Consider the following 26,799-nt stretch of genomic DNA (forward strand, 5'->3'; position numbering starts at 1 on the left):
CCCCGTTGGAGCACGGGGCTGTGTACTGACGCCAATCCCCGTCAACGGCACATGAACGAGCCGGACCCGCCGCACACGGATTGGCTCACATCTGTACGACCCACGATTCGAAGAAGAGAGCCGGTCATGGACTTCCTTCGCCCCGCCAGCTGGGAGGAGGCGCTCGCCGCGAAGGCCGAGCACCCCACCGCTGTGCCGATTGCGGGTGGCACCGATGTGATGGTCGAGATCAACTTCGACCATCGCAGGCCCAAGTACCTCATGGACCTCAACCGCATCGGCGAACTCTCCGAGTGGGAGGTCGGCGAGGACTCCGTGCGGCTCGGCGCCTCCGTCCCGTACGCCCGGATCATGGAGCACCTGCGCGCCGAGCTGCCGGGCCTGGCCCTCGCCTCGCACACCGTCGCCTCCCCGCAGATCCGCAACCGCGGCGGCGTCGGCGGCAACCTCGGCACCGCCTCCCCGGCCGGTGACGCCCACCCCGCCCTGCTCGCCGCCGGCGCCGAGGTCGAGGTGGAGTCCGTACGGGGCTCCCGGCGCATCCCGATCGACGCGTTCTACACCGGCGTGAAGCGCAACGCGCTGGCGCCCGACGAGCTGATCCGCGCCGTGCACATCCAGAAGGCGGACGGCCCTCAGCAGTACTCCAAGGTGGGCACCCGCAACGCCATGGTCATCGCCGTGTGCGCCTTCGGGCTCGCGCTGCACCCCGACAGCCGTACGGTCCGCACCGGCATCGGCTCGGCCGCCCCCACCCCCGTCCGGGCGAAGGTCGCGGAGGAGTTCCTGAACGCCGCGCTCGAAGAGGGCGGCTTCTGGGACAACGGAAAGATCATCACCCCGTCGGTCGCCAAGCAGTTCGCGGACCTGTGCTCGGCCGCCTGCAACCCGATCGACGACGTCCGGGGCACGGCGAGCTACCGCCGGCACGCGGTCGGCGTCATGGCCCGTCGGACGCTGACCTGGACCTGGGAGTCCTACCGCGGCGGCCGCCGCACCACCGAGGGAGCTGCGTGATGCGCGTCAACTTCACCGTCAACGGTCGTCCGCAGGAAGCCGACGACGTCTGGGAGGGCGAGTCCCTGCTGTACGTGCTGCGCGAGCGGCTCGGTCTGCCGGGGTCCAAGAACGCCTGTGAGCAGGGCGAGTGCGGTTCCTGCACCGTGCGGCTGGACGGCGTGCCGGTGTGCTCGTGCCTGGTCGCCGCCGGGCAGGTCGAGGGCCGCGAGGTCGTCACCGTCGAAGGGCTCGCCGACTTCGCCAGGCAGCGCTCCGAGGGCGGCTGCGCGTCCGGCGCCCGCGGGACCTCCCTGCAGGACGCCCGGGGCTGGGCCGCGAAGGGGCAGGACTCGCAGACCGGCGAGGGCAGCGAGCTCTCCCCGGTCCAGCAGGCGTTCATCGACGCCGGTGCCGTCCAGTGCGGCTTCTGCACGCCGGGTCTGCTGGTCGCCGCCGACGAGATGCTCGAGAAGAACCCGAACCCGAGCGACGCGGACATCCGCGAGGCCCTGTCGGGCAACCTGTGCCGCTGCACCGGCTACGAGAAGATCATGGACGCGGTCCGCCTGGCGGCCGCCCGCCAGTCCGAGGGGGTCTGACATGCCTGCCAACGGCGCACCTACGAAGATCACGCAGGGGTCGCAGACCAAGGGCGGCATCGGCGAGTCCACGCTCCGTCCGGACGGCACCCTGAAGGTCACCGGCGAGTTCGCGTACTCGTCCGACATGTGGCACGAGGACATGCTGTGGGGCCAGATCCTGCGCTCCACCGTCGCGCACGCCGAGATCGTCTCGATCGACACCTCCGAGGCGCTCGCGACGCCGGGTGTGTACGCGGTGCTGACGTACGACGACCTGCCGACCGAGGTGAAGCACTACGGCCTGGAGATCCAGGACACCCCGGTCCTCGCGCACGGCAAGGTGCGCCACCACGGCGAGCCGGTGGCGGTCGTCGCCGCCGACCACCCGGAGACGGCCCGCCGCGCCGCCGCCAAGATCAAGGTCGACTACCGCGAACTGCCGGTGATCACCGACGAGGCCTCGGCGACGGCGCCGGACGCGATCCTCGTCCACGAGGGCCGCGACGACCTCCCCCAAGGGCCTGCGACGAGCTCCGGTCCAGGGGGGACCCCCATCGCCGGTCACGTCCCGCACCCGAACATCGTGCACCGCCAGCCGATCGTCCGCGGCAACGTGGAGGAGGCCCGCAGGCGCGCCGACGTGATCGTCGAGGGCGAGTACACCTTCGGCATGCAGGACCAGGCCTTCCTCGGCCCGGAGTCCGGTCTCGCGGTGCCGGAGGAGGACGGCGGCGTCCACCTCTACATCGCCACCCAGTGGCTCCACTCCGACCGGCGCCAGATCGCGCCCGTGCTCGGCCTGCCCGAGGACAAGGTGCGCATGACGCTGGCCGGCGTCGGCGGCGCGTTCGGCGGCCGCGAGGACCTGTCGATGCAGATCCACGCCTGTCTGCTGGCGCTGCGCACCGGCAAGCCCGTCAAGATCGTCTACAACCGGTTCGAGTCCTTCTTCGGGCACGTCCACCGCCACCCGGCCAAGCTGTACTACGAACACGGCGCCACCAAGGACGGCAAGCTCACGCACATGAAGTGCCGGATCGTCCTGGACGGCGGCGCCTACGCCTCCGCCTCCCCGGCGGTCGTCGGCAACGCCTCCTCGCTGAGCGTCGGCCCGTACGTCATCGACGACGTCGACATCGAGGCCATCGCCCTCTACACCAACAACCCGCCCTGTGGCGCCATGCGCGGCTTCGGCGCGGTCCAGGCGTGCTTCGCCTACGAGGCACAGATGGACAAGCTCGCCAAGAGGCTCGGCCTGGACCCGGTGGAGTTCCGGCAGCTCAACGCCATGGAACAGGGCACCGTCATGCCGACCGGCCAGCCCGTCGACTCGCCGGCCCCGGTCGCCGAACTGCTGCGCCGCGTCAAGGCGATGCCGATGCCGCCGGAGCGCCAGTGGGAGTCCAGCGAGGGCGCCGACGTACGGCAGCTGCCCGGCGGCCTGTCCAACACCACGCACGGCGAGGGCGTCGTGCGCGGTGTGGGCTACGCGGTCGGCATCAAGAACGTCGGCTTCTCCGAGGGCTTCGACGACTACTCCACCGCCAAGGTGCGCGTGGAGGTCGTCGGCGGCGAGCCCGTCGCCACCGTGCACACGGCCATGGCGGAGGTCGGCCAGGGCGGAGTCACCGTCCACGCGCAGATCGTCCGCACCGAGCTCGGCGTCGCCCAGGTGACCATCCACCCGGCCGACACCCAGGTGGGCAGCGCCGGTTCGACGTCCGCCTCGCGGCAGACGTACGTCACTGGCGGCGCCGTCAAGAACGCCTGCGAGCTGGTCCGTGAGAAGGTCCTCGACCTCGGGCGCCGCAAGTTCGGCTCCTACCACCCCGCGTGGGCCACCGCCGAGCTGCTGCTGGAGGGCGGCAGGGTCGTCACCGACGGCGGCGAGGTGCTGGCCGACCTGGTGGACGTCCTGGAGGGCGAGTCCGTCGAGGTCGAGGAGGAGTGGCGGCACCGGCCGACCGAGCCCTTCGACCTGCGCACCGGTCAGGGCAACGGCCACGTCCAGTACTCCTTCGCCGCGCACCGCGCCGTCGTCGAGGTCGACACCGAGCTCGGCCTGGTCAAGGTGATCGAGCTGGCCTGCGCCCAGGACGTCGGCAAGGCACTGAACCCGCTGTCCGTCATCGGCCAGATCCAGGGCGGTACGACCCAGGGTCTCGGTGTGGCGGTCATGGAGGAGATCGTCGTCGACCCGAAGACCGCGAAGGTGCAGAACCCCTCCTTCACGGACTACCTGATCCCGACCATCCTCGACACGCCGACCATCCCGGTCGACGTGCTCGAACTCGCCGACGAGCACGCCCCGTACGGGCTGCGCGGCATCGGCGAGGCCCCCACCCTGTCCTCGACTCCGGCGGTCCTCGCGGCGATCCGCGACGCGACCGGCCTGGAGCTGAACAGGACGCCGGTCCGCCCCGAGCACCTCACCGGCACCGCGTGAAGCTCTCCGGGCGGCGCGATCGGCGGCGTCTCGGGCGCCTCCGGCCAGACCGTGTTCGTGGAGTCGGCGACCGGCGTCGGCGAAGGCGCCCGCACCGGCCTGTCGTCCGTGGTCACCGGTCTGTTCTTCGCGGCCTGCCTGTTCTTCACGCCGCTGACCGCGATCGTGCCGGGCGAGGTCGCGGCCGCCGCCCTGGTGGTGATCGGCGCCATGATGATGACGAACGCCCGGCACGTCGACTGGTCCGACCGTGCCACCGCGGTCCCGGTCTTCCTGACCGTCGTGATCATGCCGTTCACGTACTCGATCACCGCGGGGGTCGCCGCGGGCGTCATCTCCTACGTAGCCATGAGGATCGCTCAGGGCAAAACCCGAGAGGTCGGCGCCTTCATGTGGGCGCTGACGGTGATCTTCGTCGTGTTCTTCGCCCTCAACCCCATCGAGAGCTGGATGGGCGTCCACTAGGCGCCCCGCCCCCGCACACCACCGCTGTGAATCGCCGTGAAGGAGACCGAGACATGCTGGACATCGCCGACGAGCTGCACCGGTGGGTCGAGCAGGGACGCGACTTCGCCGTGGCCACCGTGGTGGCCGTCGGCGGCAGCGCCCCACGCCAACCCGGCGCCGCCCTCGCGGTGGACACCGACGGCACGGCGATCGGCTCGGTCTCCGGCGGCTGTGTGGAGGGCGCCGTCTACGAGCTGTGCCACCAGGCGTTGCGGGACGGGCAGCCGGTCCTGGAGCGCTTCGGATACAGCGACGACGACGCCTTCGCGGTCGGCCTGACCTGCGGCGGCGTCATCGACATCCTGGTCACCCCGGTCCGGGCGGGCGATCCCGTCCGGCCGGTGGTGGCCTCCGCGGTCGCCGCCGCGTCCCGGCGCGAGCCCGCCGCGGTGGCCCGCATCGTCACCGGCCCGGCCGAGTCGACGGGCCGCCGCGCGCTGCTGGTCCGCCCCGACGGGTCCTACGACGGCGGCTTCGGCGCCCATCCAGAGCTGGACCGCACGGTCGCGGCCGAGGCGCGCGCCTACCTGGACGCCGGACGCACCGGCACCCTGGAGATCGGAGAGCAGGGCTCTCGGTGCGGAGCACCGCTCACCGTGCTGGTCGAGTCGTCCGTGCCGGCCCCCCGCATGATCGTCTTCGGCGCGATCGACTTCGCCTCGGCGCTGGTCCGCGTCGGCAAGTTCCTCGGCTACCACGTCACGGTGTGCGACGCCCGCCCCGTCTTCGCGACGCGAGTCCGCTTCCCCGAGGCCGACGAGATCGTCGTCGAGTGGCCCCACGAGTACCTGGAGCGCACCGCCGTCGACGCCCGCACGGTCCTGTGCGTGCTGACCCACGACGCCAAGTTCGACGTGCCCCTGCTGCAGCGGGCACTGCGGCTGCCGGTGGCGTACGTCGGCGCCATGGGCTCGCGCCGCACCCACCTCGACCGCGACCGGCGGCTGCGCGAGGTCGGGGTCACCGACCTGGAGCTGGCCCGCCTGCGCTCGCCCATCGGCCTGGACCTGGGCGCCCGCACCCCGGAGGAGACGGCCCTGTCCATCGCCGCCGAGATCGTCGCGGGCCGGCGCGGCGGCAGCGGCGTGTCGCTGACCGGCGCGCACACCCCGATCCACCACGACACGCCGTCGGCGCCGACGGGACGGATCGGTTCGGTGGCCTGACCCGCGACCCGCCCGGCGGACGGGCAGGCCGGTGCCGGGCAGGTCCAGTGGTCGTTCTCCAGGTCCAGTTCGAGCAGGTCCACGCCGTGGTCGCCGCCGTTGGGGGTGCGGATGACCGTGGGGATGTGCTGCTGGGTGGGCGTGCCGTTCACGCCGCCCATGCCGCCGCCGTCCTTGTTGCCCTGGGCAAGCGGCGACCGGGCGTCGTACTCGACGGGCACGACCGGGCTGTGCACAGGGCAGTTCGCCGTGGCAGCGCCCGGTTCACGAACCAGCGGCGGGCGCGTTCGGCCTTGGGGGTGCGCAGTCTGTGTCCGTGTGCGTGCGTGCGCACCGCACTCCACGGCGGGCCTGAAGCGCTGTTCGGCCGGCGCGGGGGCCGCTGTGAGCGCCGGTCACCGCCCCCGGAGCAGACGGTTGGCCGCCCGGCCGAACACCAGGCGGGACGCGCGCTCCAGCGGGCCGTCGAGGAAGGGCGGCAGCAGGCGTACGCGGATCTCCTCGCGCCAGCTCACCCGGGCGCGCCCGCCGGGGCCGGGGCCGACCTCGATCTCCGCCCAGCCGAGCACCACCCGGCCGCGTTTCTCCAGGCGGCACCGGCCGGGGGCGTCGTCGGTCGGCGGCTGCCAGACGGTGACCTCCATCCGGTCGTCGACGGCGAGCGGCCCGAGGCCCGACCGGGCCACGAACACCGTGCCCTCGTGGGTCGGCGCCGGGGTGAGCACGGTGACACGGGTCAGCGGGACGGCGTCGCCGTGGCGGGGCCAGTCCGTCAGCCGGCGCCAGGCCTCGGACGGGGACAGCGGAGCCGTGCGTTCGAGCAGGAAGGTGGCCACGGGAGGATCTTAGGCAGGCCCCGCCGCGCCGTCCGGCAGGCTTCACGGGGCCCGGAGTGTTTGAGGCGGCCCCACTCTGGCACCCGGCCACACATGACCACCGCCTACGCCGTGGTGATCCCCACGCTCGTCCGTGACACGCTGGCCGACTGTCTCGCCGCGCTGGCCGCCGCGACCGGCCCCCGGCCGCGCGAGATCGTCCTCGTCGACGACCGGCCCGTCCCGGATCCGGGCCCGCTGGAGCACCCCCTGAGCGTCCTCGGCGACCTGCGCGACCGCACGACCGTGCTGCACGGCGGCGGACGCGGCCCGGCCGCCGCCCGCAACACCGGACTGCGCGCGATCGCCTCGCCGTGGGTCGCCTTCCTCGACGACGACGTGCAGGTCGGCCCGCACTGGTGCGAACAGCTCACCCAGGACCTGGCCGCCGCGGGTCCCGACACGGCGGGCGTGCAGGGCGTGATCGCCGTACCGCTGCCCGGCGGACGCCGCCCCACCGACTGGGAACGCGAATCGGTGGCTCGTGCGCGCGCCCGCTGGGGCACCGCCGACATGGCCTACCGCACCGACGCCCTCAAGCAGGCCCGCGGCTTCGACGAGCGCTTCCTGCGCGCCCACCGGGAGGACGTCGACCTGGCCCTGCGGCTGCTCGACGCCGGGTGGGGCATCCGGCAGGGGCGGCGCACCACCCGGCACCCGGTGCACCCGGCGGGCCGCTGGGCGTCGCTCGCCGCCCAGCGCGGGCACGCCGACGACGCGCTCATGCTGCGGCTGCACGGCGCCGGCTGGTGGTACAAGGCGCTCGCGCGACGCGGCCGGATCCGCGGCCACCTCGCCGTGACGGCGGCGGGCGCGGGGGCGTGCGTCCTCGCGGGCGCCGGGCACCGTACGGCCGCCGCTGTCGCCGCGCTGGGCTGGGCGGCGGGCACCGCCGAGTTCGCCTGGGCGCGCATCGCGCCCGGGCCGCGCACCCGCGACGAGGTGACCACCTTGCTGGCGACCAGCGCGCTGATCCCCCCGACGGCCGGCTGGCACTGGCTGAGCGGACTGTGGCGGTACCGGGGCGCGCCCGCGTGGCGGGAGGTGGCGCCGTGACGCGGATCCGCGCCGTGCTTCTCGACCGCGACGGCCTCCTCGTCGAGGACGTCCCCGACAACGCCGACCCCGACCGCGTCCGCCCCGTCGAGGGCGCCCAAGAGGCTCTCGCACTGCTGCGCGCCCACGGCGTCCGCACCGGCTTCCTCACCCAGCAGCCCGGCGTCGCACGGGGCGACGTCACGGAGGCCGACGTGCGCAGGGTCGACGCCCGCGTCGAGGAACTCCTCGGCCCGTTCGACATCCGCGCGGTGTGCCGGCACGCGCCGGCCGACGGCTGCCACTGCCGCCCGCCCGAGCCGGGCCTGCTCCTGTGGGCCGCCGGCCGGCTGTGCACGGCCCCCGCCGAGTGGGCCGTCGTCGGCGACACCGACGCCCACCTGGAGGCGGCCCGCCGCGCGGGCGCGCACGGCGTCCTCGTACCGACCGCCCGGACACGACCGCGGCAGACCGCCGGGGACACCGCACCGGACCTGATCACGGCGGTACGGTCCCTGGTGCCGGACACGCCGGTGCCCCGCACGGGGAGGTGACCCGCCTGCGGTCCGGGCTCTCGCACGTCGGCTGATGCTCGCCTCGGGCCCGAGTACGGATCGTCTCCGGTCCGGTCCCTCCGCCGCCTTTGAGCTCGTACGCCGCCCGGCGGCCCTCCCGCCCGGGGCTCACCTGCGCCGCTCACCTGTCGCCGGGCGCGTCCCCGGGATCCCCAGTGCGGCCGTCAGCGCTTCCGCGCCGTCCCGTACGCCGGTGCCCTCGCGGAAGCGGTCCCGGGTCCGCCGGGCCGCCCCGCGTCCGGCGGTCAGGCACCACTCCCACCACCGCTCCAGCCCTTCGACGTCGAGCCGCTCGGCCGGGATCAGGGCGGGCCAGCCGCACGCGCGTGCCTGCGCCGTCACCTTCGCGCCGCCCGTGACCGGATCGACGGCCAGCGCCGGCGTCCCGGCCCGCAGCGCCAGGACCAGCCCGTGCAGCCGGTCCGTGACGACGAGGTCGAGGCGGTCGAGCACGGACGACAGCTGGGCGGGGGTGGTGCTCAGCCGCCAGTCGTGGATGTCGAGCCGGGTCTCCAGCTCCAGCCGCGCGCAGTCCTTCCCGGCCAGCCAGCGGGTGACGGTCGCGGCGACCTCCGCGTGCCGCCGCCGGCCGCCGTACTCGTGCTGCCCGTGGGTGAGGATCACCCCCACCACCGGCCGGGCAGGGACGGCGGGCGCGCGGGCCGACAGGTCCACGCGCGGCTCGGCGCCCGGGGCGTCCCGCGCCAGCACCTCGTGGAAGCCGGCGGCGGCCGGGTCGGCCGGATCGACGACGGAGGTGCCGACCGCGATCCGCACACAGTGCGCGAACCGCCGGTGCAGCTCCTCCACCTGCGGCCCGTGCACCGGCCCGCACACGAACACCAGATGGGAGTACGCCTCGGCCCGCACCCCCTCCAGATGCAGCGCCCCCGGCCTGAAGCCCGGGCTCCAGGCGACGTCGTACGCCAGTCCGGCCCGCCGAAGGACGTCCTCCACCCGCCGCAGGGCCAGTACGTCCCCGGCGGTGGCCTCGCCGTCGCGGAAGCTGAACCAGCCCACGAGCAGGATCCGCTGCGGTTGTTCCATGGTGCGCACGGGTGCCCTGAGCTCCCGTCGGTCAATCGCCGCGCGGCCTACAGGGCGCGCGCGACGAGGAGGGCGACGTCGTCGTGGTCGTCGGGGAGGCGCAGGCCGTACAGGAGGAGGTCGCAGGTCTCCTCCAGGGGCCGCCGGGGTTCGTCGAGGAACGTCAGGAGTGCGTTGAGACGGTCGTCGATGGGGTGGTGGCGGGTCTCGACGAGGCCGTCGGTGTAGAGGACCAGCAGGTCGCCGGGGGCCAGGTCGACGGTGGTGGGCTCGAACCCGATGCCCCCGATGCCGAGCGGGGCCCCGGCGGGCAGGTCGAGGAGCTCGGGGGGCCGGCCGGGGCGGGCCAGCGCGGGCGGCATGTGACCCGCGTTGCCGATGCGGCACTGACCGGTGCGGGGGTCGTACACGGCGTACAGGCACGTGACGATGTAGTGCTCCAGATCGCAGGTGATCTTGTCGAGGTGCTGCAGCACGGCGCCGGGGTCGAGGTCGAGGTCGGCGTAGGCGCAGGTCGCGGTGCGCAGCCGGCCCATGGTGGCGGCGGCGTCGATGCCGTTGCCCATGACGTCACCGACGACCAGGGCGGTCTTGTCGTCGCTCAGACCGATCACGTCGTACCAGTCGCCGCCGACCTCGCTGGTGGCCTGGGCGGGCTGGTAGCGGGAGGCGAGCTCCAGACCGGTGTGGTGCGGCGCGTGGTCGGGCAGCAGGCTGCGCTGGAGGGTGAGCGCGGTGTTGCGCACGCTCTGGAACCAGCGGGCGTTGTCGATGGCCACGGCGGCGCGGCTGGCGAGCTCACCGGCCAGCACGACGTCGTCCTGGTCGAACGGCAGCGGGTTGCGGGTGCGCTTGAGGTCGAGGGCGCCCAGCACCTCGCCGTGCGCGATCAGCGGCACGGCCAGATACGAGTGGACCCCGGCCTGCGCCAGCAGCGCGACGGCCTCGTCGTCGCGGGCGATGCGCGGCAGATCACGGTCGCCGACATGCCGTACCAGGACCGGCCGGCCGGTGTGCACGCACAGGGTGACCAGGCGGTCGCCCTCGTAGGCGGCGAGGTCTCCGGGTGAGTCGGCGGCGCGCACCGCCACGGTCGGGTGGGCCGCCTTCAGCGCGAGGGCGCGGAACAGCTCCGGCCCGTGGTGCGGGGCGCGGGTGCGGCGACAGGCCAGCGCCGAGTCCAGCACGTCCACGGCGACCACGTCGGCCAGCTCGGAGGCGGCGATGTCCGCCAGTTCGAGCGCGGTCTGCTCCACCTCCAGCGTGGTGCCGACCCGGGCGGAGGCGTCGGCGATGAGGGCGAGGCGCCGACGGGCCCGGTCGGCCTCGGCGGCCGCGCGATGCCGTTCGGTGACGTCGACGACCGAGGTGGCCGCGCCCAGGACCCGCCCGCCGGGGTCCTCCAGCCGGTAGAACGACAGGGACCAGGCGTGCTCGTGCTCGGGGTCGGTCGGCGGGCGGCCCACGTGGTACTGGTCGAGCAGCGGGGTGCCGGTGGTGAGCACCTGACGCAGGCACGCCTCGATGGTGTCGACGTCCGGCAGGTGCAGGGTCTCCCTGAGGTGACGGCCGATGTGCTCCTCGGCCGGGACCCCGTCGAGCCGTTCCAGCGCCGGGTTGACCAGCAGATACCGCAGCTCGGGGTCCATGAGGGCCAGGCCGATGGGGGACTGGTTGATCAGCCGTTCGCACAGCGCGAGGTCGGTCTCGACGCGCTGCAGCAGGTTGTGGTCGGCGGCCAGACCCAGGGCGTAGACGTCACCGAGATCGTCCAGCAGCCGCATGTTGCGGAACTCCGTCAGGCGGCTGCTGCCGTCCTTGTGCCGGATCGGGAACGCGCCGGCCCAGCTCCGGCCGGTCTCCAGCACCTCCGCGAACAGCTTCGTCACGGCCGGCAGGTGCTCGGGATGGACGAACAGACGTGCCGCGTAGGTGCCGAGCGCCTCCTCCGCCGAGTACCCGAAGAGCTCCTGGGCCTGCGGGGTCCAGAACAGGATGCGTCCGTCCGCGTCGACCACGACCGCCGCCACGCTCAGCACGTCCAGCAGGCCGATCGGTCTCGGCTGCTCCGCCGTGTACTCGTCCTCGTCGGACTGGAAGGATTCGGCTGTCATCCCTGATCCTCCTCCACCGGCCGGCGGAAGCGACGCGTGTTCTTCCATGCTGCCCCCGGCCCCGTGCCTTGCCCAGTCCGAGGGGCCGTCGACATGGCCCGCGCCGTGCGCTCGGACGGACAAGCAGGAACATGGCAGTGCAGAGGATGGGGACCTCGTGGACTCCGCCCGACACGGTTCCGGAGCTCCGCCGCCCGCTGAGGGGCGCCATGTCTTCGACGCGTCCACCGACGCGGCGTCGCCGGTGTGGTGATCGGCTGGACCCGGGCGCCCGTGTCGTGGTCGAAGAAGCCCGCCGAGGCGGGGCAGCCGGTCGCGATGCTCGGCGGCGATCCGGACACCGTCGCCGAGATCCGTCCGCTGCTCGACCCCCTGTGCCGGGAGACGGTGTACTGCGGTCCGGTCGGCCACGGGATGGTGATGGAGCCGGCGGTCAACCTGTACCTGGACACCAGGCTCGCCGGCCTGGCCGAGGTCGTGCACGTCGCCGATCGCTACGGCCTCGGCCTCGACACCTTCCGCGCCGTCGTCGACGCCGGCCCGCCGGTCGGCGACCTCACCCGGGTGCAGAGCCCCATGCTCGTCGCGCGGGACTTCTCGGTGCAGGCGGCCACGTCCGACGCCTTCGCCGACACCCGGCTCATCGCGAACGCGGCGCGCGCGGCGGGGATCTCCGCCCCGCTGCTCGACCGAACGGCGAGCTGTACGGCGAGAGCGTGGCCCTCGGCAACGGACGGCTGGACGTGGTGTCGGTCATCCGGGCCGTCGAGGCGCGGACCGAGGCGCTCGGCCGGTCGTCCGGCACTACGTAGCCGACCGCTCGCCGTGGGCGTAACGTCCCCATATGGGCGAGGTCGGGTATGTGCGGCGGGCGGACGCCGCGCGCGGGGAGGCGCACGGTCGCCCGCGACCGTCCCGAGGGCTCCCCCGCGGTGCGGGAGGTACCCGGTGAGCGGCCCGGGCGGGGCGGCCACCGACGCGGAGGAACGGGACGCCGCGTTCGCGGACACGGTGCGCCGGACCGGCGCGTCCATCGGTGCCCTCTACCTGCTCGCACCGGACGAGCAGGTGCTCTGCCTGGACGTGCTGAGCGGCGTCCCGGCCGACTTCGCGGCGCCGTGGGTGAGGGTGCCGCTGGCCGCTCCGATGCCGGTGGCCGTCGCGGTCCGTGAGGACCGCATGGTGTGGGTGGGCAGCCAGGAGGAGATGTCCCGCGCCTATCCGCGCACCGCGATGGTGGTTCCCTACCCGCTGGCCCTGGTTGCCGCGCCGGTCACCGGCGTCCAGCGCTGGGGCGTACTGATGCTGATGTGGCCCGCCACCCGTCCGCCGTACATGACCGCACGGGAGCGGGGGAACATCGCCGCCAGTTGCCGGCGTCTGGCCCGGCTGCTGGAGGAAGCCGCGGAACACGGCAGGCTGCCCTCGCCCGCCGACGGGCCGCGTGTCGTCCTGACGGGCACCGACCGCCGGCCCGTGAGTCCGACGATGGCCGTCGCCGACTTCGTGGAGCGCCTGCCGGGCGGGAGCTGCGCCCTGGACCTGGAGGGCCGCTTCACCTTCGTCAGCAGCGGAGCCTGCGACCTGCTGGGCCGCGACGCCGATCAGCTGCTGGGCACGGTGCCGTGGCAGTCCCTGCGCTGGCTCGACGACCCCGTCTACGAGGACCGCTACCGCGGCGCGGTCATCAGCCGCGAGCCCGTCGCCTTCACCGCGTGCCGCCCGCCGGACCACTGGCTGGACATCCACCTGTACCCGGACGCCAGCGGCATCAGCGTCCGGATCGTCCCGTGCGGTGGGCAGCCCCCGCCCGCACCGGCGCCCCGCAACCCCGCGCGCCCCGCCGCACTCGCCCGCGCGGGCCGGTTGTACCAGCTCATGCACCTGGCCGCGGGGCTGACCGAGGTCGTCGGCGTCCAGGACGTCATCGATCTGGTCGCCGACCAGATCATGCCCGCCTTCGGCGCCCAGGGCATGGTGCTGTCCGCCGCCGACGCGGGCCGGCTGCGGATCACCGGCTACCGCGGCTACGCAGCCGACGTCATCGAGCGGCTCGACGGCCTGCCCCTCGACACCGGTCTGACCCCGGCCGGGCAGGCCATCGCCGGCGGCATCCCCGCCTTCTTCGGCGATCCGGACGAGATGCGGCGCATCTACCCCCAGGCCCCGCTGATGAGCGACAAGCAGGCCTGGGCGTTTCTGCCGCTGATCGTCTCCGGCCGGCCCGTGGGCATCTGCATCCTGTCCTACGACCGACCGCACACGTTCCCGGCCGAGGAACGCGCCGTCATGACCTCGCTCGCCGGTCTCGTCGCCCAGGCCCTCGACCGCGCCCGCCTCTACGACCTCAAGCACGAACTCGCCCACGGCCTCCAGCAGGCGCTGCTCCCGCGCAGCCTGCCCACGATCGCCGAGCTGCGGGTCGCCGCCCGCTATCTGCCCGCCACCCGGGGCATGGACATCGGCGGGGACTTCTACGACCTGATCCGGCTCGGCGACACGGCCGCCGCGGCCGTCATCGGGGACGTGCAGGGCCACAACGTCGCCGCCGCCGCGCTGATGGGGCAGGTGCGCAGCGGCGTCCTCGTCCACGCGACCCTCGGCACCAGCCCCGACCAGGTCCTGGCCAGAACCAACCGGCTGCTGGTCGATCTCGCCCCCGATCTGTTCACCAGCTGCCTCTACGCCCACCTCGACTTCGCCCACCGGCGGGTCACGCTGGCCGGCGCCGGCCACCCGCCGCCGTTGCGGCGCCTCCCCGACGGCGACACCCGGCCCGTCGAGCTGGCGCCCGGCCCGCTGCTCGGCATCGACCCCGACGCCGTGTTCCCCGTGACCGAGATGCCGCTCACGCCGGGGCTGACGCTCGCCTTCTACACCGACGGCCTCATCGAAAGGCCGGGCGTCGACGTCGACGAGGCCATCGACGGCCTGGCACGGCACCTCGCCGATGCCGACGACCGGGACCTGGACGCGCTGGTCGACGCCCTGCTGCGGCAGGCCGGCCCCGACGGCCGGCGCACCGACGACACCGCCCTGCTCGTGCTGCAGCACCGGCCGGCGGGGGACGGCGAGCGGCACCCGGGGGAGTAGCCGACGCGCACGGTCCTCGCCGTCGCCGTGGCTCAGCGCGTCCGGAGTGCCTCAGGAGCGGGCCCGGACGGTGGTCGACGCCGTGGCCCCGACGGCGGTCGCCGCGAAGTCCGCAAGAAGTGAGCCGGCGCGTCCGGAACCCGTGGGCAGGCGCCGCCGCGGTCCTCCGGGGCGGGGCGGCCGGGAGGTCGGACGGACTCGGCGCGCTCCGCGGCACGGTGGTCGCCGTCCGCGGCCCGCGTCCGGGGCGCGCCGGACGCGCGGCGGCCCGGGAGGACGCCTCCGCCGTCCGTTCCGGGAGCAGCGGCCGTGTGGTCCGCGCTCACCTCCGTCCCGAGGGACGCCCGTCCAGGACGGCGAGCGGCGCCGGGCGGGGGCCGGGGCGTGCGAAGCGGAGCCACAGCAGCTGGGAGATGAGCCAGCGCCGCATCGCGCCGAGGTGGGCCGGCGAACCGTGCACGTCGTCGAAGGTGCGGAAGCGGACGTCGGGGAGCGTGCGGAGCAGCAACGCCTGCTCCGTGGCCGGGATGATCTCGTCGCGGCTGCTCGCGACGTACCGGACGGGTACGCGCACCTGCCCGAGCTGCTGGGGGGTGAGCGCGAAGGCGGGCAGCAGGGTCCGCAGCGCGGCGAGGTCCTCGCTGCCGGTGAGCCGGCGCAGGGTGTCGGCCGTGATGCCCGGCACACGAGGCCACCAGTCCTCGTCGGTGAAGAAGCCGGCGACGGGCGCACCGACGGTGAGGATCCGGCGGATGCGCGGGTCCTCGGCGGCGGCCCGCAGCGCGAGGTGGCCGCTGAAACTGAGCGCGAGCATCGAGGTGTCGCCGACCCGGGCGCGGCCGGCGAGCCGGTCGAGCAGGGTGCCGATCATGCGCCAGGAGTCGGGGCCGTACGGGACGGTGTTCTCGCCCACCCCCGGCAGTTCGGTGACGACGGCGGCGAAGCCCAGCCTGCGCAGCAGCGGCAGCAGCGGAGCCCACTGCTCCTTGACGCTGACGATGCCGCCCATGACGAGCAGCAGCGGACGCGAGGCGTCGAGTCCGGCGGCCCAGCAGGCCACGGTGCCGCCGGCGTGCTCGAACTCCAGTCGCTCGATGCCATTCTGGCCCCGGCGCCACTGGTCGAAGGTGTCGACACAGAGCCGCTGGGCGGTCCGGCGCTCGGCGTCGCCGTGGTGGGGGAAGCGGGCGAGAGCGTAGTGCCGGCAGGCGTCGAGGAGGTCGCCGCGGTCCGCGGCGGCCCGGCCCTCGGCGGTCCACACCGCGGCCCACGAGTGCGGGTCCCCGGGGGCGTCGCCGGTGATGCGGGCCAGCACGCTCGTGGCGTGCTCGACCGTCATGCCCTGGCCCCCGGCGTGCAGACGGGCGAATTCCTTGAGCTCTTCCAGATGGTCCATGGTGGAGGTACCGTCCCCGGTCGGTTCGGGCGCCGTCGGGACGGCGCGGAACGGGTGGGCCCGCCGCGCGCGACACGTCGCCGCGGCGGTGCTGAGGGTGCTCAGACCCGGCCGGCCAGGCGGGCCTCGATCGCGTCGGCCGCCACGGCCGGACCGTCGACGGACCGCATCCGGTCCCGCGCGACCCGCACCCGCTCGGCCAGCGAGGCGTCGCCCGTCACCTGGTCCGCGCTCTCGCGCAGGCTGCGGACCGTGACGTCCTCGCGGGCCAGCAGACGACCTAGGCCCAGTTCCTGCACGCGCAGGGAGTTCGCCCGCTGCTCGTTCGTCTGCGGCACGGTCACCATGGGGACGCCGTTGTACAGCGACTCCATGACACTGTTCATGCCGCCGTGATGGATGAACAGACGGGCGTGGCGCAGCACGTCGAGCTGCGGCGCGTACCGGCGCACGTCGACGTTGGGGGGCAGCGGCCCGAGGCCGGCGGGGTCGGTGTGCTCGCCGACGGTGATCAGCACGTCCCACTCGGAGTCGCCGAAGGCCTCGATGGCCATCGTGAAGAACTCGGGCCAGCCCCTGGCCGAGGTCCCCAACGAGATCAGCACGACGGGCCGGTCGGCCGAGGCCGGCTGCCAGGTGCCCTGGTAGGGGCGTTCGGCGATGCAGGGCCCGGTGAAGACGAACCGCTCGTCGAAGGTCTCACCGGCGTACTGGAACTCGCGCGGCAGGAAGACGAGGGCAAGTTCCTCGATCTCCGTCAGGAACGCCATCGGGTCCGCGGGCAGACCGAACCGGGGCAGCGAACCGCCGAGTCGCCGCACCGCCTCGATCATCCGCGGGTCGTTCAGCTCGGCCACCGGGAACTTCTCCCGGATCGAGAAGTGCTCGTTCGCCGCGAGGACCGGATAGAGCCGGATCAGCGGAAGGTCCCTGGGGGCGGCGAAGAAGCGGGCCCCCCACGCCATGAAGTCGTGGACGACGACGTCCGGGCGGTTCTCCTCGTAGAACGGCGTGACCTGTGCCGCGAGTCCGAGGCCCTCGTCCAGGACGCGCAGGCCCTCGCCCGCGACCTCCTCGGCGGTGAGGGGGACGCGGTAGAAGTCCCCGAAGGCCGAGTCGTAGCGGACCGGTTCGGCGCCGGTGGCCTTGACGATGGGGGCGAAGTGCTCGGTCACCGTGCAGGTGACCCGGTGCCCCCGTCGCACCAGTTCCTCGACCACGCCGACCGTCGGGTTGACGTGGCCGACGGCCGGAAAGTTGAAGAAAGCGATGTGGCGTTGCACGAATCTCTCCTCCGATGCGCCGCCCCGTCCTTCGGCCGGTCGTCGCCGAGGGACGGTGCGGCGGGCGTTCAGCCAGTTCCGACAGTTGCGACGGGCGCCCCGTACGAGGCGGACCGGTGTATCTCGTCGAGGAGTTCCGCCTGCCGCAGGGTGGTGCCGGGGTCCGTGCGGACGCCGGAGCGCACCGCGGCGGCGAAGGCCGCGACGGTGGCCGCCACCTGGTCGTGCGGTGCGAGCCGGATCTCCTCGGTCTTGCCGTCGCGGTGCAGGCCGATCACGGGCACGTGGTCGGCGGGCGGGGTGAACGCCCGGTCCACGGTGATGCCGCCCTCGCTGCCCCACAGTTCGTACGACGAGCGGTAGGCGTGCTCCATGCCGAAGGCGATCTGGGCGGTGACGCCGTCCGGAGTGCTCAGCAGGGCGGCGCCCGAGGTCTCCACCCGCCGCCCCCCGCCCCGTGTGAGGCGCGCGCCCACGAGGCCGAGCCCGGGACCCAGGAAGTGCAGCGCGGCCCGGAGCGGGTAGATCCCGACGTCCGCCAGGGCACCGCCGCCGAGCTCCCGGTCGTACCTGATGTCGCCGTCCGGGAGCGGAGGGATCGTGAACGCCGCGCCGAGGGAGCGCAGTTCGCCGATCGCCCCGTCGGCGAGCAGGCGTCGCACGGCCCCGTGCAGGCGGTGGTGGACGAACATGACGTTCTCCATCAGCACCAGGTCCCGGGCCGCGGCGAGTTCGAGCAGTTCCGCGGTGCGCAGGTGGTCGGTGGTCACGGGCTTCTCGGCCAGGACGTGCCGGCCCGTGTCGAGCGCCGCCTGCGTCCACTCGGCGTGCAGCGCCGCGGGCAGCGGCACGTACACCGCCTGCACGTCGTCCCGTTCGAGGAGTTCGCCGTACCCGTGGACGGGCCGGCAGCCGAAGCGCTCCGCGACCCGCCGCGCCTTGTCCGGGTCACGGCTGGCCACCGCCGCGATCTCGATGTCGGGTGAGGCCGCGAAGGCGGGGAGCATCCGGCGTACCGCGATGCCCGCGCACCCGATCACGCCCACGCGCAGCGGGCCGGTCACCGGTTCCCCACCGCCGCGGCGTTCAGGCAGGCGAGCATCGTGCGGGCCTGGACGTTGAGGTAGTGGCCGTGCCGGACCAGAGAGGTGAGCTGCGCGGGGGTGACCCAGGCGTAGCCGGGCGGCGCCTGGAGCGGGGCGTCCGCCGCGTCCGCCTCGACGACGAGGCAGCGGCTGTCGGCGTTGAGGAAGCGACCGCCCTCCTCGGAGTGCACGGCCGCGTAGCGGATGCGGTCCGGGCCGGCGCGCAGCACCGTGTCCAGGAACAGGGGGCGTTCCTCCGCCGGCAGGTGGGCGTAGTTCTCCGGCGTGTACTGCACGGTCGGGCCGAGCTCGACGGTGTCGAGGAAGCCGCCCTCGACCCGGGCGTGCACCAGCACGTGCGGCACACCGTCGAAGTCGCGGGTGAGGAAGGCGGTGACACCGGGCCCGACCGGCTCGAACAGCGGCTGCGTCCAACCCGTCACCTCACGGTTCCCGGCCTGTACGGACACTGCCACGACCCTGAAGTAGCGGCCCTCCTCGTGCTCGATCGCGCTCTCGCCGCGCTTCCACCCCGGTACGGAGTCCAGCGGGACGCGCTCGGCCCGCACACTGTGCCGGGTGCGTTCCCCCGTGACCCAGGACAGCAACTCCGTGTCGGACAGCAGCGCGCCGTGCGACGCGTCCCCGAAGGGCAGGCAGGACAGCACCGTCCGGGAGTCCATGTTGATCACATGGTCGCGGTGCAGCAGCTCGTTGATCTGGCCGAGGGTGAGCCAGCAGAAGTCGTCGAGCAGCGGCACCTCGCCGACCGCCTCCACGACCATGTTGCGGTTGGACTTGCGGTAGAACCACGATCCGTGCTCGGACTGCAGCACGTCGGCGACGATCCGGCCCCGGCCGGGCCCCACGAAGTACTCGATGTACTTGACGTCCGCGCCCCGGTGGGCCTTGGTGTAGTTGCTGCGGGTCGCCTGGACCGTGGGGGAGAGCTGGAGCAGGTTCGGGTTGCCCGGCTCCATCTTCGCCTGCATCAGGAAGTGCAGCACCCCGTCGAACTCCTTGACGAGGATGCCGAGGACGCCCACCTCGGGCTGCTTGATGATGGGCTGGTACCAGTCGGCGCGGGGACCGTCGCCGTACGGCTCCCCGTCCTCCGTGACGTGCAGGCCCTCGACGGTGAAGAACCGGCCGCTGCGGTGCACCAGGTTCCCGGTGGAGGCCTGGAACGACCAGCCGTCCAGCTCCGCGAACGGTATCCGCTCCACCCGGAAGGTATGGGTCCTGCGGCGCTCGGCCAGCCAGTCGCCGAAGTCCTCGGTGCGCAGGTGCGCGCCTCGGGTGGTGGCGGCCGACAGGGCGATGCGCGCCGCCGTGCTCTCGTTCTCGCGCCGTTGCAGGATGTGGGACGGCATCGCTTGGCCTCCCCGCCTTTCTCGTGGTGCGGACGCGGCCGGGTCAGGCATGGCCGGCCGCGATCAAGTCGTTCAGGACCCGGCGGTAGTAGTCGGGCCCGAAGCCCAGGTCCGCCACCTGGGGGACCAGGGCGCGCAGCTTCTCCGTGGAGATGGCGTACCGGACGCCGGTGTCCACGTACTCCTTGCGCGGCTCCAGCCGCAGTGCCCGGGCGAGGTGGTCGACGATGTCCTCCACCGGGACGGCGAATCCGGAGGCCACGTTGACCGTCTCCGACTTCCTGTCCGCGGCGAGCAGCAGGTCGATGATCGTGGTCGCGTCGCTGACGGCGATCAGGTCGCGGGCGGCCCCCCGGTGCATGGTCACCACCCCTTCGCGCACCTGGCGCAGCAGCGTGGGGATGAGCTGGTGGTGCCGGCCGTGCGGACCGACCAGATGTCCCAGCCGGAGGATGAGGTGGTCGACCCCGGAGTCGCGCAGTTGCTCCTCGAGCGCGAGCTTGTGCGCGCCGTAGGGGCTGCAGGGCGTCACCGGGGCGTCCTCCCGGCCGGGGCCCTCGGCGAGCCCGTACATCCCGGTCGCGGCGGTCGAGAAGAACAGCAGGCGCAGTCCTGAGGCCGTGCACTGCTTGGTGACGTCGCGCAGCAGCGCCGCCTCCCGCTGGTAGTCCGCCTCCGAGGCGCCGCTCGTCCTGGACTCCCCCGCGGCGAGGGCCAGGGTGCCCGGATGACGGCCGGCCAGCGGACGCAGGCTCCGTGCCAGGAACCCGGTTCCCACAATGTCCATCGTCGTCGTCCTGTGTCTCGGGGATGGGGGCGGGTGTCCGGCTCAGCCGTGCCGGGCCACGAACTCTTTGACCGTGGCGGTCATGTAGTCGACCATCTCGTCGGTCAGCCCCGGGTAGACACCGATCCAGAAGGTGTGCTCGGTGATGACGTCGCTGTTGGTGAGGTCGCCGACGACGCGGTGCGGCCGGCCGATGTAGGCCGGCTGCCGGGTGAGGTTGCCGGCGAACAGTCGCCGGGTGCCGATCTTCCGCTCCTCCAGGTGCTCCACCAGCTCGGCGCGGGAGAACGGGGCCTCGGGGTCGACGGTGATGACGAAGCCGAACCAGCTCGGTTCGGACCGCGGCGTCGGCTCCGGAAGCAGCAGGCCCGGCACGCCGTCCAGTCCCTCGCGCAGCCGGCGCCAGTTGCGTCGCCGCGCCTCGATGAAGCCGTCCAGCTTGGCGAGCTGGGACAGGCCCAGCGCCGCCTGGATGTCGGTGCCCTTCAGGTTGTAACCCACGTGGGAGAAGATGTACTTGTGGTCGTACCCGGCGGGCAGGTCGCCCATCTGGTACTCGAACCGCTTGAAGCAGGTGTTGTTCTTCCCGGGTTCGCACCAGCAGTCCCGGCCCCAGTCGCGCAGCGACTCCACGATGCGGGCCAGGCCGAGGTCGGAGGTGAGGACGCAGCCGCCCTCGCCCATGGTGAGGTGGTGCGCGGGGTAGAAGCTGACCGTGGTCAGGTCGCCGAAGGTGCCCGTGATCTGCCCGTCGTAGGTGGAGCCGACCGCGTCGCAGTTGTCCTCGATGAGGAACAGGTCGTGGTCCCGGGCGAGTTGGGCCACCTCGGCGACCTCGAAGGGGTTGCCGAGCGCGTGCGCGATGATGATCGCCCGGGTCTTGGGGCCGATCGCCCGCGCCACCCGGTCGGCCGTGGTGTTGTACGTGGCCAGGTCCACGTCCACGAAGACGGGGACGAGCCCGTTCTGCAGGATCGGGTTGACGGTGGTGGGGAAGCCGGCCGCGACGGTGATCACCTCGTCGCCCGGTTTCAGCCGTCGCTCCCCGAGCTGGTGCGAGGTGAGGGCCGAGACGGCGAGGAGGTTCGCCGACGATCCGGAGTTGGTCAGGTGGGCCTTGCGCCGCTTCAGGCGCTTGGCGAAGGCGGACTCGAACTTCTTCGAGCTGGGACCGGCGGCGATGCGCAGGGTCAGCGCCGCCTCCACGATGGCGACGCGGTCCTCCTCGTCCAGCACCGCGCCGGACGGCCAGATCTCGGTCACGCCGGGCACGAACTCCCGGTCGGGCGCGGTCTCGCGGTGGTACGTGCGGACTTCGTCCAGCACCAGTTGCTTGTGGTCGCTCATCGTCCGTTCCTTCCGTTGACTGGTGCCGGCACGGCGGCCGCGATCAGGTCGCGCAGCGAGTCGTCGAGGGAGCGCCGCGGCCGCCATCCCAGGAGCCGCAGCGCCCGTGACACGTCCAGCTGCTGCCACTCCACGTCGGTGCGCAGGGAGGGGCCCGGGTCCGCCTCGACGACGGGGAGGTCCACGCCGCTGAGCGCGACCATGCGGTGGATCAGCGCACGCATCGACACGGCCTCGCCGCGGCCGATGTTGACCACCCGGCCGCCGACGTCCGCCCGCGGCGCGGTGGCGGCCGACCGGACGGCCTCGACGACGTCGTGCACGTCTACGACGTCGCGGTGGGCGCGCAGCGGCGGCAGCCCGAGCTCGTCCGGCGTGCCGCCCCGGGACCGGGCGAGGGCGGCCTCACCGAGGTGCGCGGCGACCCTGCCGAAGAGGCTGCCGGCCGGCACCCCGGCACCGATCACGTTGGCGAGGCGGAGCACCACACCGTCCACGCCGCCTTCCGCCGTGGCCCGCAGGACGGTCCGCGTGCCGAGGAGCTTGGTGCGGCCGTACGGGGTGACGGGAGCGGGCTGCTGCTCCTCGGAGGTGCCGGCACCCGGCGTACCGGCGCCGTACTCGTGGACGCTGCCGAGCTGGATCAGCCGCGGCGGGCCGGGCAGGCCGGCGAGCGCCTGCGTGACCCGGGCGACCAGGTCCGCGTTGCCCGCGGTCATCTCCGCCTCGTCCGCCCGCCAGGCCCGGCCGGCGGCGTTGACCACCACGTCGGGCCGCACCGAGGCGAAGAAGCCGGTCAGTTCCCGCCGGCCGGCCGCCAGCAGGTCCATCGGGACGGAGCGCGCTTGTGCCGGGCCGTCGGTCGCCGGGCTCCGGGACACCAGGTGCACCAGGGCGCCGTCGGCCGCGAACGCCGCGCCGATGCGGCGGCCCAGGTAGCCGCTGCCCCCGAGCACCACGACACGCGGCCCGGCCGGTCCGCCGTTCTCAGCCGTCCGCACGTTCGGCCCCGTACTTGACGGCCTTCCACCAGCCGGGGTTGTCGCGGTACCAGGCCACCGTGGCGGCCAGGCCCTCCTCGAACCCGACCTGCGGCAGGTAGCCCAGCTCCTCGCGGATCTTGGACTCGTCGATGGAGTACCGCAGGTCGTGCGCCTTGCGGTCGGCGACGTGACGGATCATCTCCGGTCCCGAGCCGGTCAGTTCCAGCAGGTGCTCGGTGATGGCGCGGTTGGTCCGCTCGTTGCCGCCGCCGATGTTGTAGATCTCACCGGCCCGTCCGCGGTCCAGCACGAGGTGGATGCCGTGGCAGTGGTCGTCCACGTGGAGCCATTCGCGGATGTTGCTCCCGTCGCCGTACAGCGGTACCTGCCGGCCCTCCAGCAGGTTGGTGACGAACAGCGGGATCAGCTTCTCGGGGTGCTGGTACGGCCCGTAGTTGTTGGAGCAGCGCGTGACGGAGAGGTTCACCCCGTGCGTGCGCCAGTAGGTGCGGGCGACCAGGTCGGAGCAGGCCTTCGAGGCCGCGTACGGGGTGTTGGGCAGCAGCGGCCAGTCCTCGGTCCAGGAGCCCTCGGCGATCGAGCCGTACACCTCGTCGGTGGAGACGTGCACCACCCGCTCCACGCCCGTGTGCAGCACGGCGTCGAGCAGCGTCTGGGTGCCCAGCACGTTGGTGCGGAAGAACTCGCCCGCCCCCTCCAGCGAGCGGTCCACGTGGGACTCCGCGGCGAAGTGCACCACGGCGTCGTGTCCGGGCAGCAGTTCGCGCAGCAGGCCCGGGTCGCAGACGTCACCGCGGACGAACTCCAGGCGCGGGTGGGAGTCCGGCAGGTTGGCGCGGTTGCCCGCGTAGGTCAGCTTGTCCAGGGCGGTGACCCGGGCGCCCTCCCACCCCGCGAACCGGTCGGCGAGGAGGTTGCGGACGAAGTTCGAGCCGATGAACCCGGCGGCGCCGGTGATCATGATCCTCATGCCGCGACTTCCACTCGGGTGTGGTCTCCGACGACCAGGCGGTAGGGGTCCGTGCTCTGCCCCGTGGTGCCGACGGAGGCGGAGCGGCCGATGACGGAACTGCGCAGGCCCTGCACGCCGGTGACCGACGCCCCGTCCAGGGCGATGGAGTAGCCCAGCCGGCTGCCGGTGATGGCACACGCGCGTCCGACGGAGGTGTGCGGCCCGATGTGGCTGTCCTCCACGACGGTGCCGGCGCCGATGATCACCGGTCCCTCGACGCGGGAGCGCACGATCCGGGCTCCCGCCTCCACCACGACCGGCCCCGCCAGTTCGCTGGCGCCGTCGACCTCGCCGGCCACCGAGTGCCGCAGGCCCGACAGGACGTGCTGGTTGCACTCCAGGACGTCCTCGACGTTGCCGGTGTCCTTCCAGTAGCCCTCGTACCGGCCGGCCCGGACGTCCGCTCCCGCGGCCACCAGCCACTGGACGGCGTCGGTGATCTCCAGTTCGCCGCGGGCGCTCGGCTCGATGGCCCGCACCGCCTCGTGGATGGCGGCGGTGAAGAAGTACACGCCGATCAGGGCCAGGTCGCTGCGCGGCTGCTCCGGCTTCTCCACCAGGCGCAGCACCTCGCCGCCGGGGCCGAGTTCGGCCACGCCGAAGGCCCGCGGGTCCGCGACCTTGTGCACCACGACGTGCGCGGCCGGGCGGTGCGCCGCGAACTCCTCGGCGACCTGGGTGATCCCCTCGGGCAGCATGTTGTCGCCGAGGTACATCACGAAGTCGTCGTCGCCGAGGAAGTCCCGGGCGATGGCGACGGTGTGGGCGAGGCCGAGCGGGGCCTCCTGCCGGATGTACGTCAGCCGCGCCCCGAACCGCGACCCGTCCCCGATCGTGCCCTGGATCTCGGGGGCGCGGTCGCCGACGACGACCCCGATCTCACGCACGCCCAGGTCCAGGATGTTCCTCAGCACGTACTCCAGGACCGGGGTGTTCGCGATGGGGATGAGCTGCTTGGGCATGGAGTAGCTGAACGGCCGTAGGCGGGTGCCCGATCCGCCGGCCAACACCAGAGCCTTCATGGCAGGTCCTCTCGATTCATGTGGTGATGCCGCTTGGGTCTGGTGCGCCGTCGAACGGGGACAGCACGCCCGCTGCCAGGGCCTCGGCCAGCGTCTGCGCCTTCGCGTCCTTGTCCGAGAGCAGCGGTGTCCCGGCGCAGTCCCAGGGCAGGTCCAGGTCGGGATCGAACGGGTTGATGTCGATCTGTGTGCCGGGGACGTACGTGCTGGAGACGACGTAGCAGATGCAGGCGTCGTCGGTGAGCGCCAGGAACCCGTGACCGACGCCCTCCGGCACGTACACCGACCGGCCCGACGCGGCGTCGAGCTCCGTCACCCGGTGCCTGCCGAAGGTGGGCGAACCCACCCGCAGGTCGACGACGATGTCGCGCAGCACGCCACGGACGCAGGTGACGAACTTGGCCTGCCCCGGGGGAATGCTGACGCTGTGGATGCCCCGCAGGGTGTGGCGTCTGGACACCGAGTAGTTGATCTGACGGGGCTGGAAGACGATCCCCGCGTGCCGCTCCAGTTCGTCGGACCGCATCGACTCGTAGAACACGCCCCGCTCGTCGGACACGGGCTCGGGTTCGATCAGGAACGTGCCGGGGATGGTGGTTTCCTCGATGCGCACGGCTCGCCTGGCCTTTCGTGGTGCGGTCGACTCGTGCTGGGCGGACGGGGACGGATCAGCCGCGATGCTCCGCGGTCAGCCGCTCCAGGACCGGGATCACGTCCTTCGGCGCCGGGGCGGCCAGCATGTCCTCGTACAGGCCGCGGGCGCCGAGCTGGAAGGACGGATCCTCGAGGAGGCGGACGAGGTCCTTGTGCAGGCTGTCGACGTCGATCGCGGCCGGGTCGGCGGCCAGCCCGGCGCCGCGGCTGACGACGTACCGCGCCGTGACCATCTCGTCCCACATCGGCAGCGGCACCACGAACTGCGGCACCTTGAAGGCGACGGCGGTGGCGAAGGTCCCGCCGCCGCCGTGGTGGATGATCGCCGAGCTGGTGGGCAGCACCTGGGTGAGCGGGACGTAGTCCATGGCCCGGACGTTGTCCGGCAGCGTGCCCACGGCGCTGAGCTGCTCGCTGTTCAGCGTCGCGACCAGTTCCAGGTCGAGACCGGACACGGAGTCGAAGAACTCGCGCATCGGGAAGCCGCTGTGCCGGCCGGCGAGCAGCCGGCGGCTCACTCCCAGCGTGAGCACGGCCCGGGGCCGTTCCGGCCGGGCGTGGAGCCACTGGGGGAGTGTCGCGGCCCCGTTGTAGGGGATGCGGCGGACCGGGACGTACGTCAGGTCCAGCGGATGGCGCATCCGGGACTGGGTCAGGTCCAGGGTCCACTGGCCGACCAGGGTCTCCTCGGTGAAGTCGAGCCCGTAGCGCTCCAGCACCGGGCCCAGCCACGGCATCCACGGGTCCTCGGCCGGGCCGGAGGCGGGATCGGCCCGTTCCTGCCGCGTCCGCGCGCGGATCAGGCCGATGTTGTCCATGCCGAACAGCAGCCGCGCGTGGGCGGCGCCACAGACGCGGGCGGCCACCGCTCCGGTCGGCGCCAGCGGGTCCCACAGCACCAGGTCCGGGCGCCAGGCCTCGGCGAACTCCACCAGCGCGTCGAGGATGGGCCGACGCCCGCCTTCGGCCGGGGGCGGCGGGTAGTAGGCCTGGAACATGCCCGCGAGCACGGCCCTGGCCGTACGCCAGGCGTTCTCGTCGTCCGGGTCGAGCGCCAGGGTGGGCCGGTCGGGGCCGGCGGCGGAGATCAGAGGTCCCAGCGAGGCGGTGAGCTCCTCCTTGCCGCCGAGCGAGACCGCGGTGAGGCCGGCCGAGGTGATGTTCGCGATCACCTTCGGGTCGACCACACCCTCCGGACTCGCCACGACGACCTCGTGTCCGGCGCTCTGCAGCGCCCAGGCCAGGGGGATGGCCGGATACAGATGTGCCGATGTCGGAAAGATGGTGAAGAGAACGCGCATCGTTGACCTCTCCGATTCTGCCGGCCCCGCGCCGACGGGTGCTGTCCGCTCGGCATCCTGTGAGGGGGCTCTAAAGAGCCGCTTGTGCACCGCTTCC

General features: G+C 73.1%; 21 protein-coding genes and 1 pseudogene. 8 read left to right on the forward strand and 14 right to left on the reverse strand.

What is annotated here, in order from left to right; genetic code table 11:
- Window positions 1–126: 126 nt before the first annotated feature.
- The 5 genes and pseudogenes from IPT68_RS29175 to IPT68_RS29195 all read left to right on the forward strand — a co-directional run bounded on the left by IPT68_RS29175 (window position 127) and on the right by IPT68_RS29195 (window position 5,699).
- Window positions 127–1,017, forward strand: coding sequence for an FAD binding domain-containing protein (locus IPT68_RS29175; protein ID WP_189701436.1), 891 nt, complete (start codon window positions 127–129; stop codon window positions 1,015–1,017).
- Entirely contained in the window at window positions 1,017–1,598 is a 582-nt protein-coding gene (locus tag IPT68_RS29180) for a (2Fe-2S)-binding protein (RefSeq protein WP_189701437.1), read from the forward strand. The genes IPT68_RS29175 and IPT68_RS29180 overlap by 1 nt, the downstream gene beginning before the upstream one ends.
- 1 nt (window position 1,599) lies before the next feature.
- Window positions 1,600–4,026, forward strand: coding sequence for a xanthine dehydrogenase family protein molybdopterin-binding subunit (locus tag IPT68_RS29185; protein WP_189701438.1), 2,427 nt, complete (start codon window positions 1,600–1,602; stop codon window positions 4,024–4,026).
- 9 nt (window positions 4,027–4,035) lie between these two features.
- Window positions 4,036–4,491, forward strand: a pseudogene (locus IPT68_RS29190) (solute carrier family 23 protein); the annotation flags it as partial.
- A 53-nt stretch (window positions 4,492–4,544) separates the two neighbouring features.
- Window positions 4,545–5,699, forward strand: coding sequence for an XdhC family protein (locus IPT68_RS29195; RefSeq protein ID WP_189701439.1), 1,155 nt, complete (start codon window positions 4,545–4,547; stop codon window positions 5,697–5,699).
- A gap of 395 nt (window positions 5,700–6,094) precedes the next feature.
- On the opposite strand, the gene IPT68_RS29200 is transcribed toward IPT68_RS29195, so the two are convergent.
- Complete coding sequence (locus IPT68_RS29200) at window positions 6,095–6,535, reverse strand: SRPBCC family protein (protein WP_189701440.1); 441 nt, start codon at window positions 6,533–6,535, stop codon at window positions 6,095–6,097.
- 93 nt (window positions 6,536–6,628) lie between these two features.
- On the opposite strand from IPT68_RS29200, the gene IPT68_RS29205 reads away from it, so the two are divergent.
- Both IPT68_RS29205 and IPT68_RS29210 read left to right on the forward strand, forming a co-directional pair.
- Window positions 6,629–7,630, forward strand: coding sequence for a glycosyltransferase family 2 protein (locus IPT68_RS29205; protein ID WP_189701441.1), 1,002 nt, complete (start codon window positions 6,629–6,631; stop codon window positions 7,628–7,630).
- Complete coding sequence (locus tag IPT68_RS29210) at window positions 7,627–8,163, forward strand: D-glycero-alpha-D-manno-heptose-1,7-bisphosphate 7-phosphatase (RefSeq protein ID WP_189701442.1); 537 nt, start codon at window positions 7,627–7,629, stop codon at window positions 8,161–8,163. Before IPT68_RS29205 ends, IPT68_RS29210 begins: the two co-directional genes overlap by 4 nt.
- Before the next feature lie 129 nt (window positions 8,164–8,292).
- Here the strand turns inward: IPT68_RS29210 and IPT68_RS29215 are convergent, their stop codons facing one another.
- Both IPT68_RS29215 and IPT68_RS29220 read right to left on the reverse strand, forming a co-directional pair.
- Window positions 8,293–9,231, reverse strand: coding sequence for a polysaccharide pyruvyl transferase family protein (locus IPT68_RS29215; RefSeq protein ID WP_189701443.1), 939 nt, complete (start codon window positions 9,229–9,231; stop codon window positions 8,293–8,295).
- 47 nt (window positions 9,232–9,278) lie between these two features.
- Window positions 9,279–11,345, reverse strand: coding sequence for a SpoIIE family protein phosphatase (locus IPT68_RS29220; RefSeq protein WP_189701444.1), 2,067 nt, complete (start codon window positions 11,343–11,345; stop codon window positions 9,279–9,281).
- 948 nt (window positions 11,346–12,293) lie between these two features.
- On the opposite strand from IPT68_RS29220, the gene IPT68_RS29225 reads away from it, so the two are divergent.
- Window positions 12,294–14,438: a SpoIIE family protein phosphatase gene (locus tag IPT68_RS29225; RefSeq protein ID WP_228040629.1), complete on the forward strand. Its 2,145-nt coding sequence runs from the start codon at window positions 12,294–12,296 to the stop codon at window positions 14,436–14,438.
- 322 nt (window positions 14,439–14,760) lie between these two features.
- Here IPT68_RS29225 and IPT68_RS29230 read toward each other — a convergent pair whose 3' ends face one another.
- From IPT68_RS29230 to IPT68_RS29280, 11 genes are all read right to left on the reverse strand, one after another.
- Window positions 14,761–15,834 carry an alpha/beta fold hydrolase gene (locus IPT68_RS29230; protein WP_189701445.1) on the reverse strand — a complete coding sequence of 358 codons (1,074 nt, stop codon included), beginning with the start codon at window positions 15,832–15,834 and terminating at the stop codon, window positions 14,761–14,763.
- A 101-nt stretch (window positions 15,835–15,935) separates the two neighbouring features.
- Complete coding sequence (locus tag IPT68_RS29235) at window positions 15,936–17,117, reverse strand: macrolide family glycosyltransferase (RefSeq protein ID WP_189701446.1); 1,182 nt, start codon at window positions 17,115–17,117, stop codon at window positions 15,936–15,938.
- Between the two features lie 68 nt (window positions 17,118–17,185).
- Window positions 17,186–18,181 (reverse strand): Gfo/Idh/MocA family protein, encoded by a 996-nt coding sequence (locus tag IPT68_RS29240; RefSeq protein WP_228040001.1) that lies wholly within the window; start codon window positions 18,179–18,181, stop codon window positions 17,186–17,188.
- Window positions 18,178–19,575, reverse strand: coding sequence for an NDP-hexose 2,3-dehydratase family protein (locus IPT68_RS29245; protein ID WP_189701447.1), 1,398 nt, complete (start codon window positions 19,573–19,575; stop codon window positions 18,178–18,180). Before IPT68_RS29245 ends, IPT68_RS29240 begins: the two co-directional genes overlap by 4 nt.
- Window positions 19,576–19,618: 43 nt before the next feature.
- Entirely contained in the window at window positions 19,619–20,362 is a 744-nt protein-coding gene (locus tag IPT68_RS29250; protein ID WP_189701448.1) for an NAD-dependent epimerase/dehydratase family protein, read from the reverse strand.
- 42 nt (window positions 20,363–20,404) lie between these two features.
- Complete coding sequence (rfbH, locus tag IPT68_RS29255) at window positions 20,405–21,709, reverse strand: lipopolysaccharide biosynthesis protein RfbH (RefSeq protein ID WP_189701449.1); 1,305 nt, start codon at window positions 21,707–21,709, stop codon at window positions 20,405–20,407.
- On the reverse strand, window positions 21,706–22,710 hold the full coding sequence (locus IPT68_RS29260) for an NAD-dependent epimerase/dehydratase family protein (RefSeq protein ID WP_189701450.1): 1,005 nt from the start codon (window positions 22,708–22,710) through the stop codon (window positions 21,706–21,708). Before IPT68_RS29260 ends, rfbH begins: the two co-directional genes overlap by 4 nt.
- Window positions 22,697–23,683: a dTDP-glucose 4,6-dehydratase gene (rfbB, locus tag IPT68_RS29265; RefSeq protein ID WP_189701451.1), complete on the reverse strand. Its 987-nt coding sequence runs from the start codon at window positions 23,681–23,683 to the stop codon at window positions 22,697–22,699. Before rfbB ends, IPT68_RS29260 begins: the two co-directional genes overlap by 14 nt.
- Window positions 23,680–24,747, reverse strand: a complete 1,068-nt coding sequence (locus tag IPT68_RS29270; protein WP_189701452.1) for a glucose-1-phosphate thymidylyltransferase — start codon at window positions 24,745–24,747, stop codon at window positions 23,680–23,682. The genes rfbB and IPT68_RS29270 overlap by 4 nt, the downstream gene beginning before the upstream one ends.
- Window positions 24,748–24,763: 16 nt before the next feature.
- Entirely contained in the window at window positions 24,764–25,360 is a 597-nt protein-coding gene (locus IPT68_RS29275; RefSeq protein WP_189701453.1) for a dTDP-4-dehydrorhamnose 3,5-epimerase family protein, read from the reverse strand.
- Window positions 25,361–25,415: 55 nt separating this feature from the next.
- Entirely contained in the window at window positions 25,416–26,702 is a 1,287-nt protein-coding gene (locus tag IPT68_RS29280) for an activator-dependent family glycosyltransferase (protein ID WP_189701454.1), read from the reverse strand.
- Window positions 26,703–26,799: the final 97 nt, after the last annotated feature.

It is taken from the genome of Streptomyces chromofuscus (assembly GCF_015160875.1).
Taxonomy (GTDB): domain Bacteria; phylum Actinomycetota; class Actinomycetes; order Streptomycetales; family Streptomycetaceae; genus Streptomyces; species Streptomyces chromofuscus.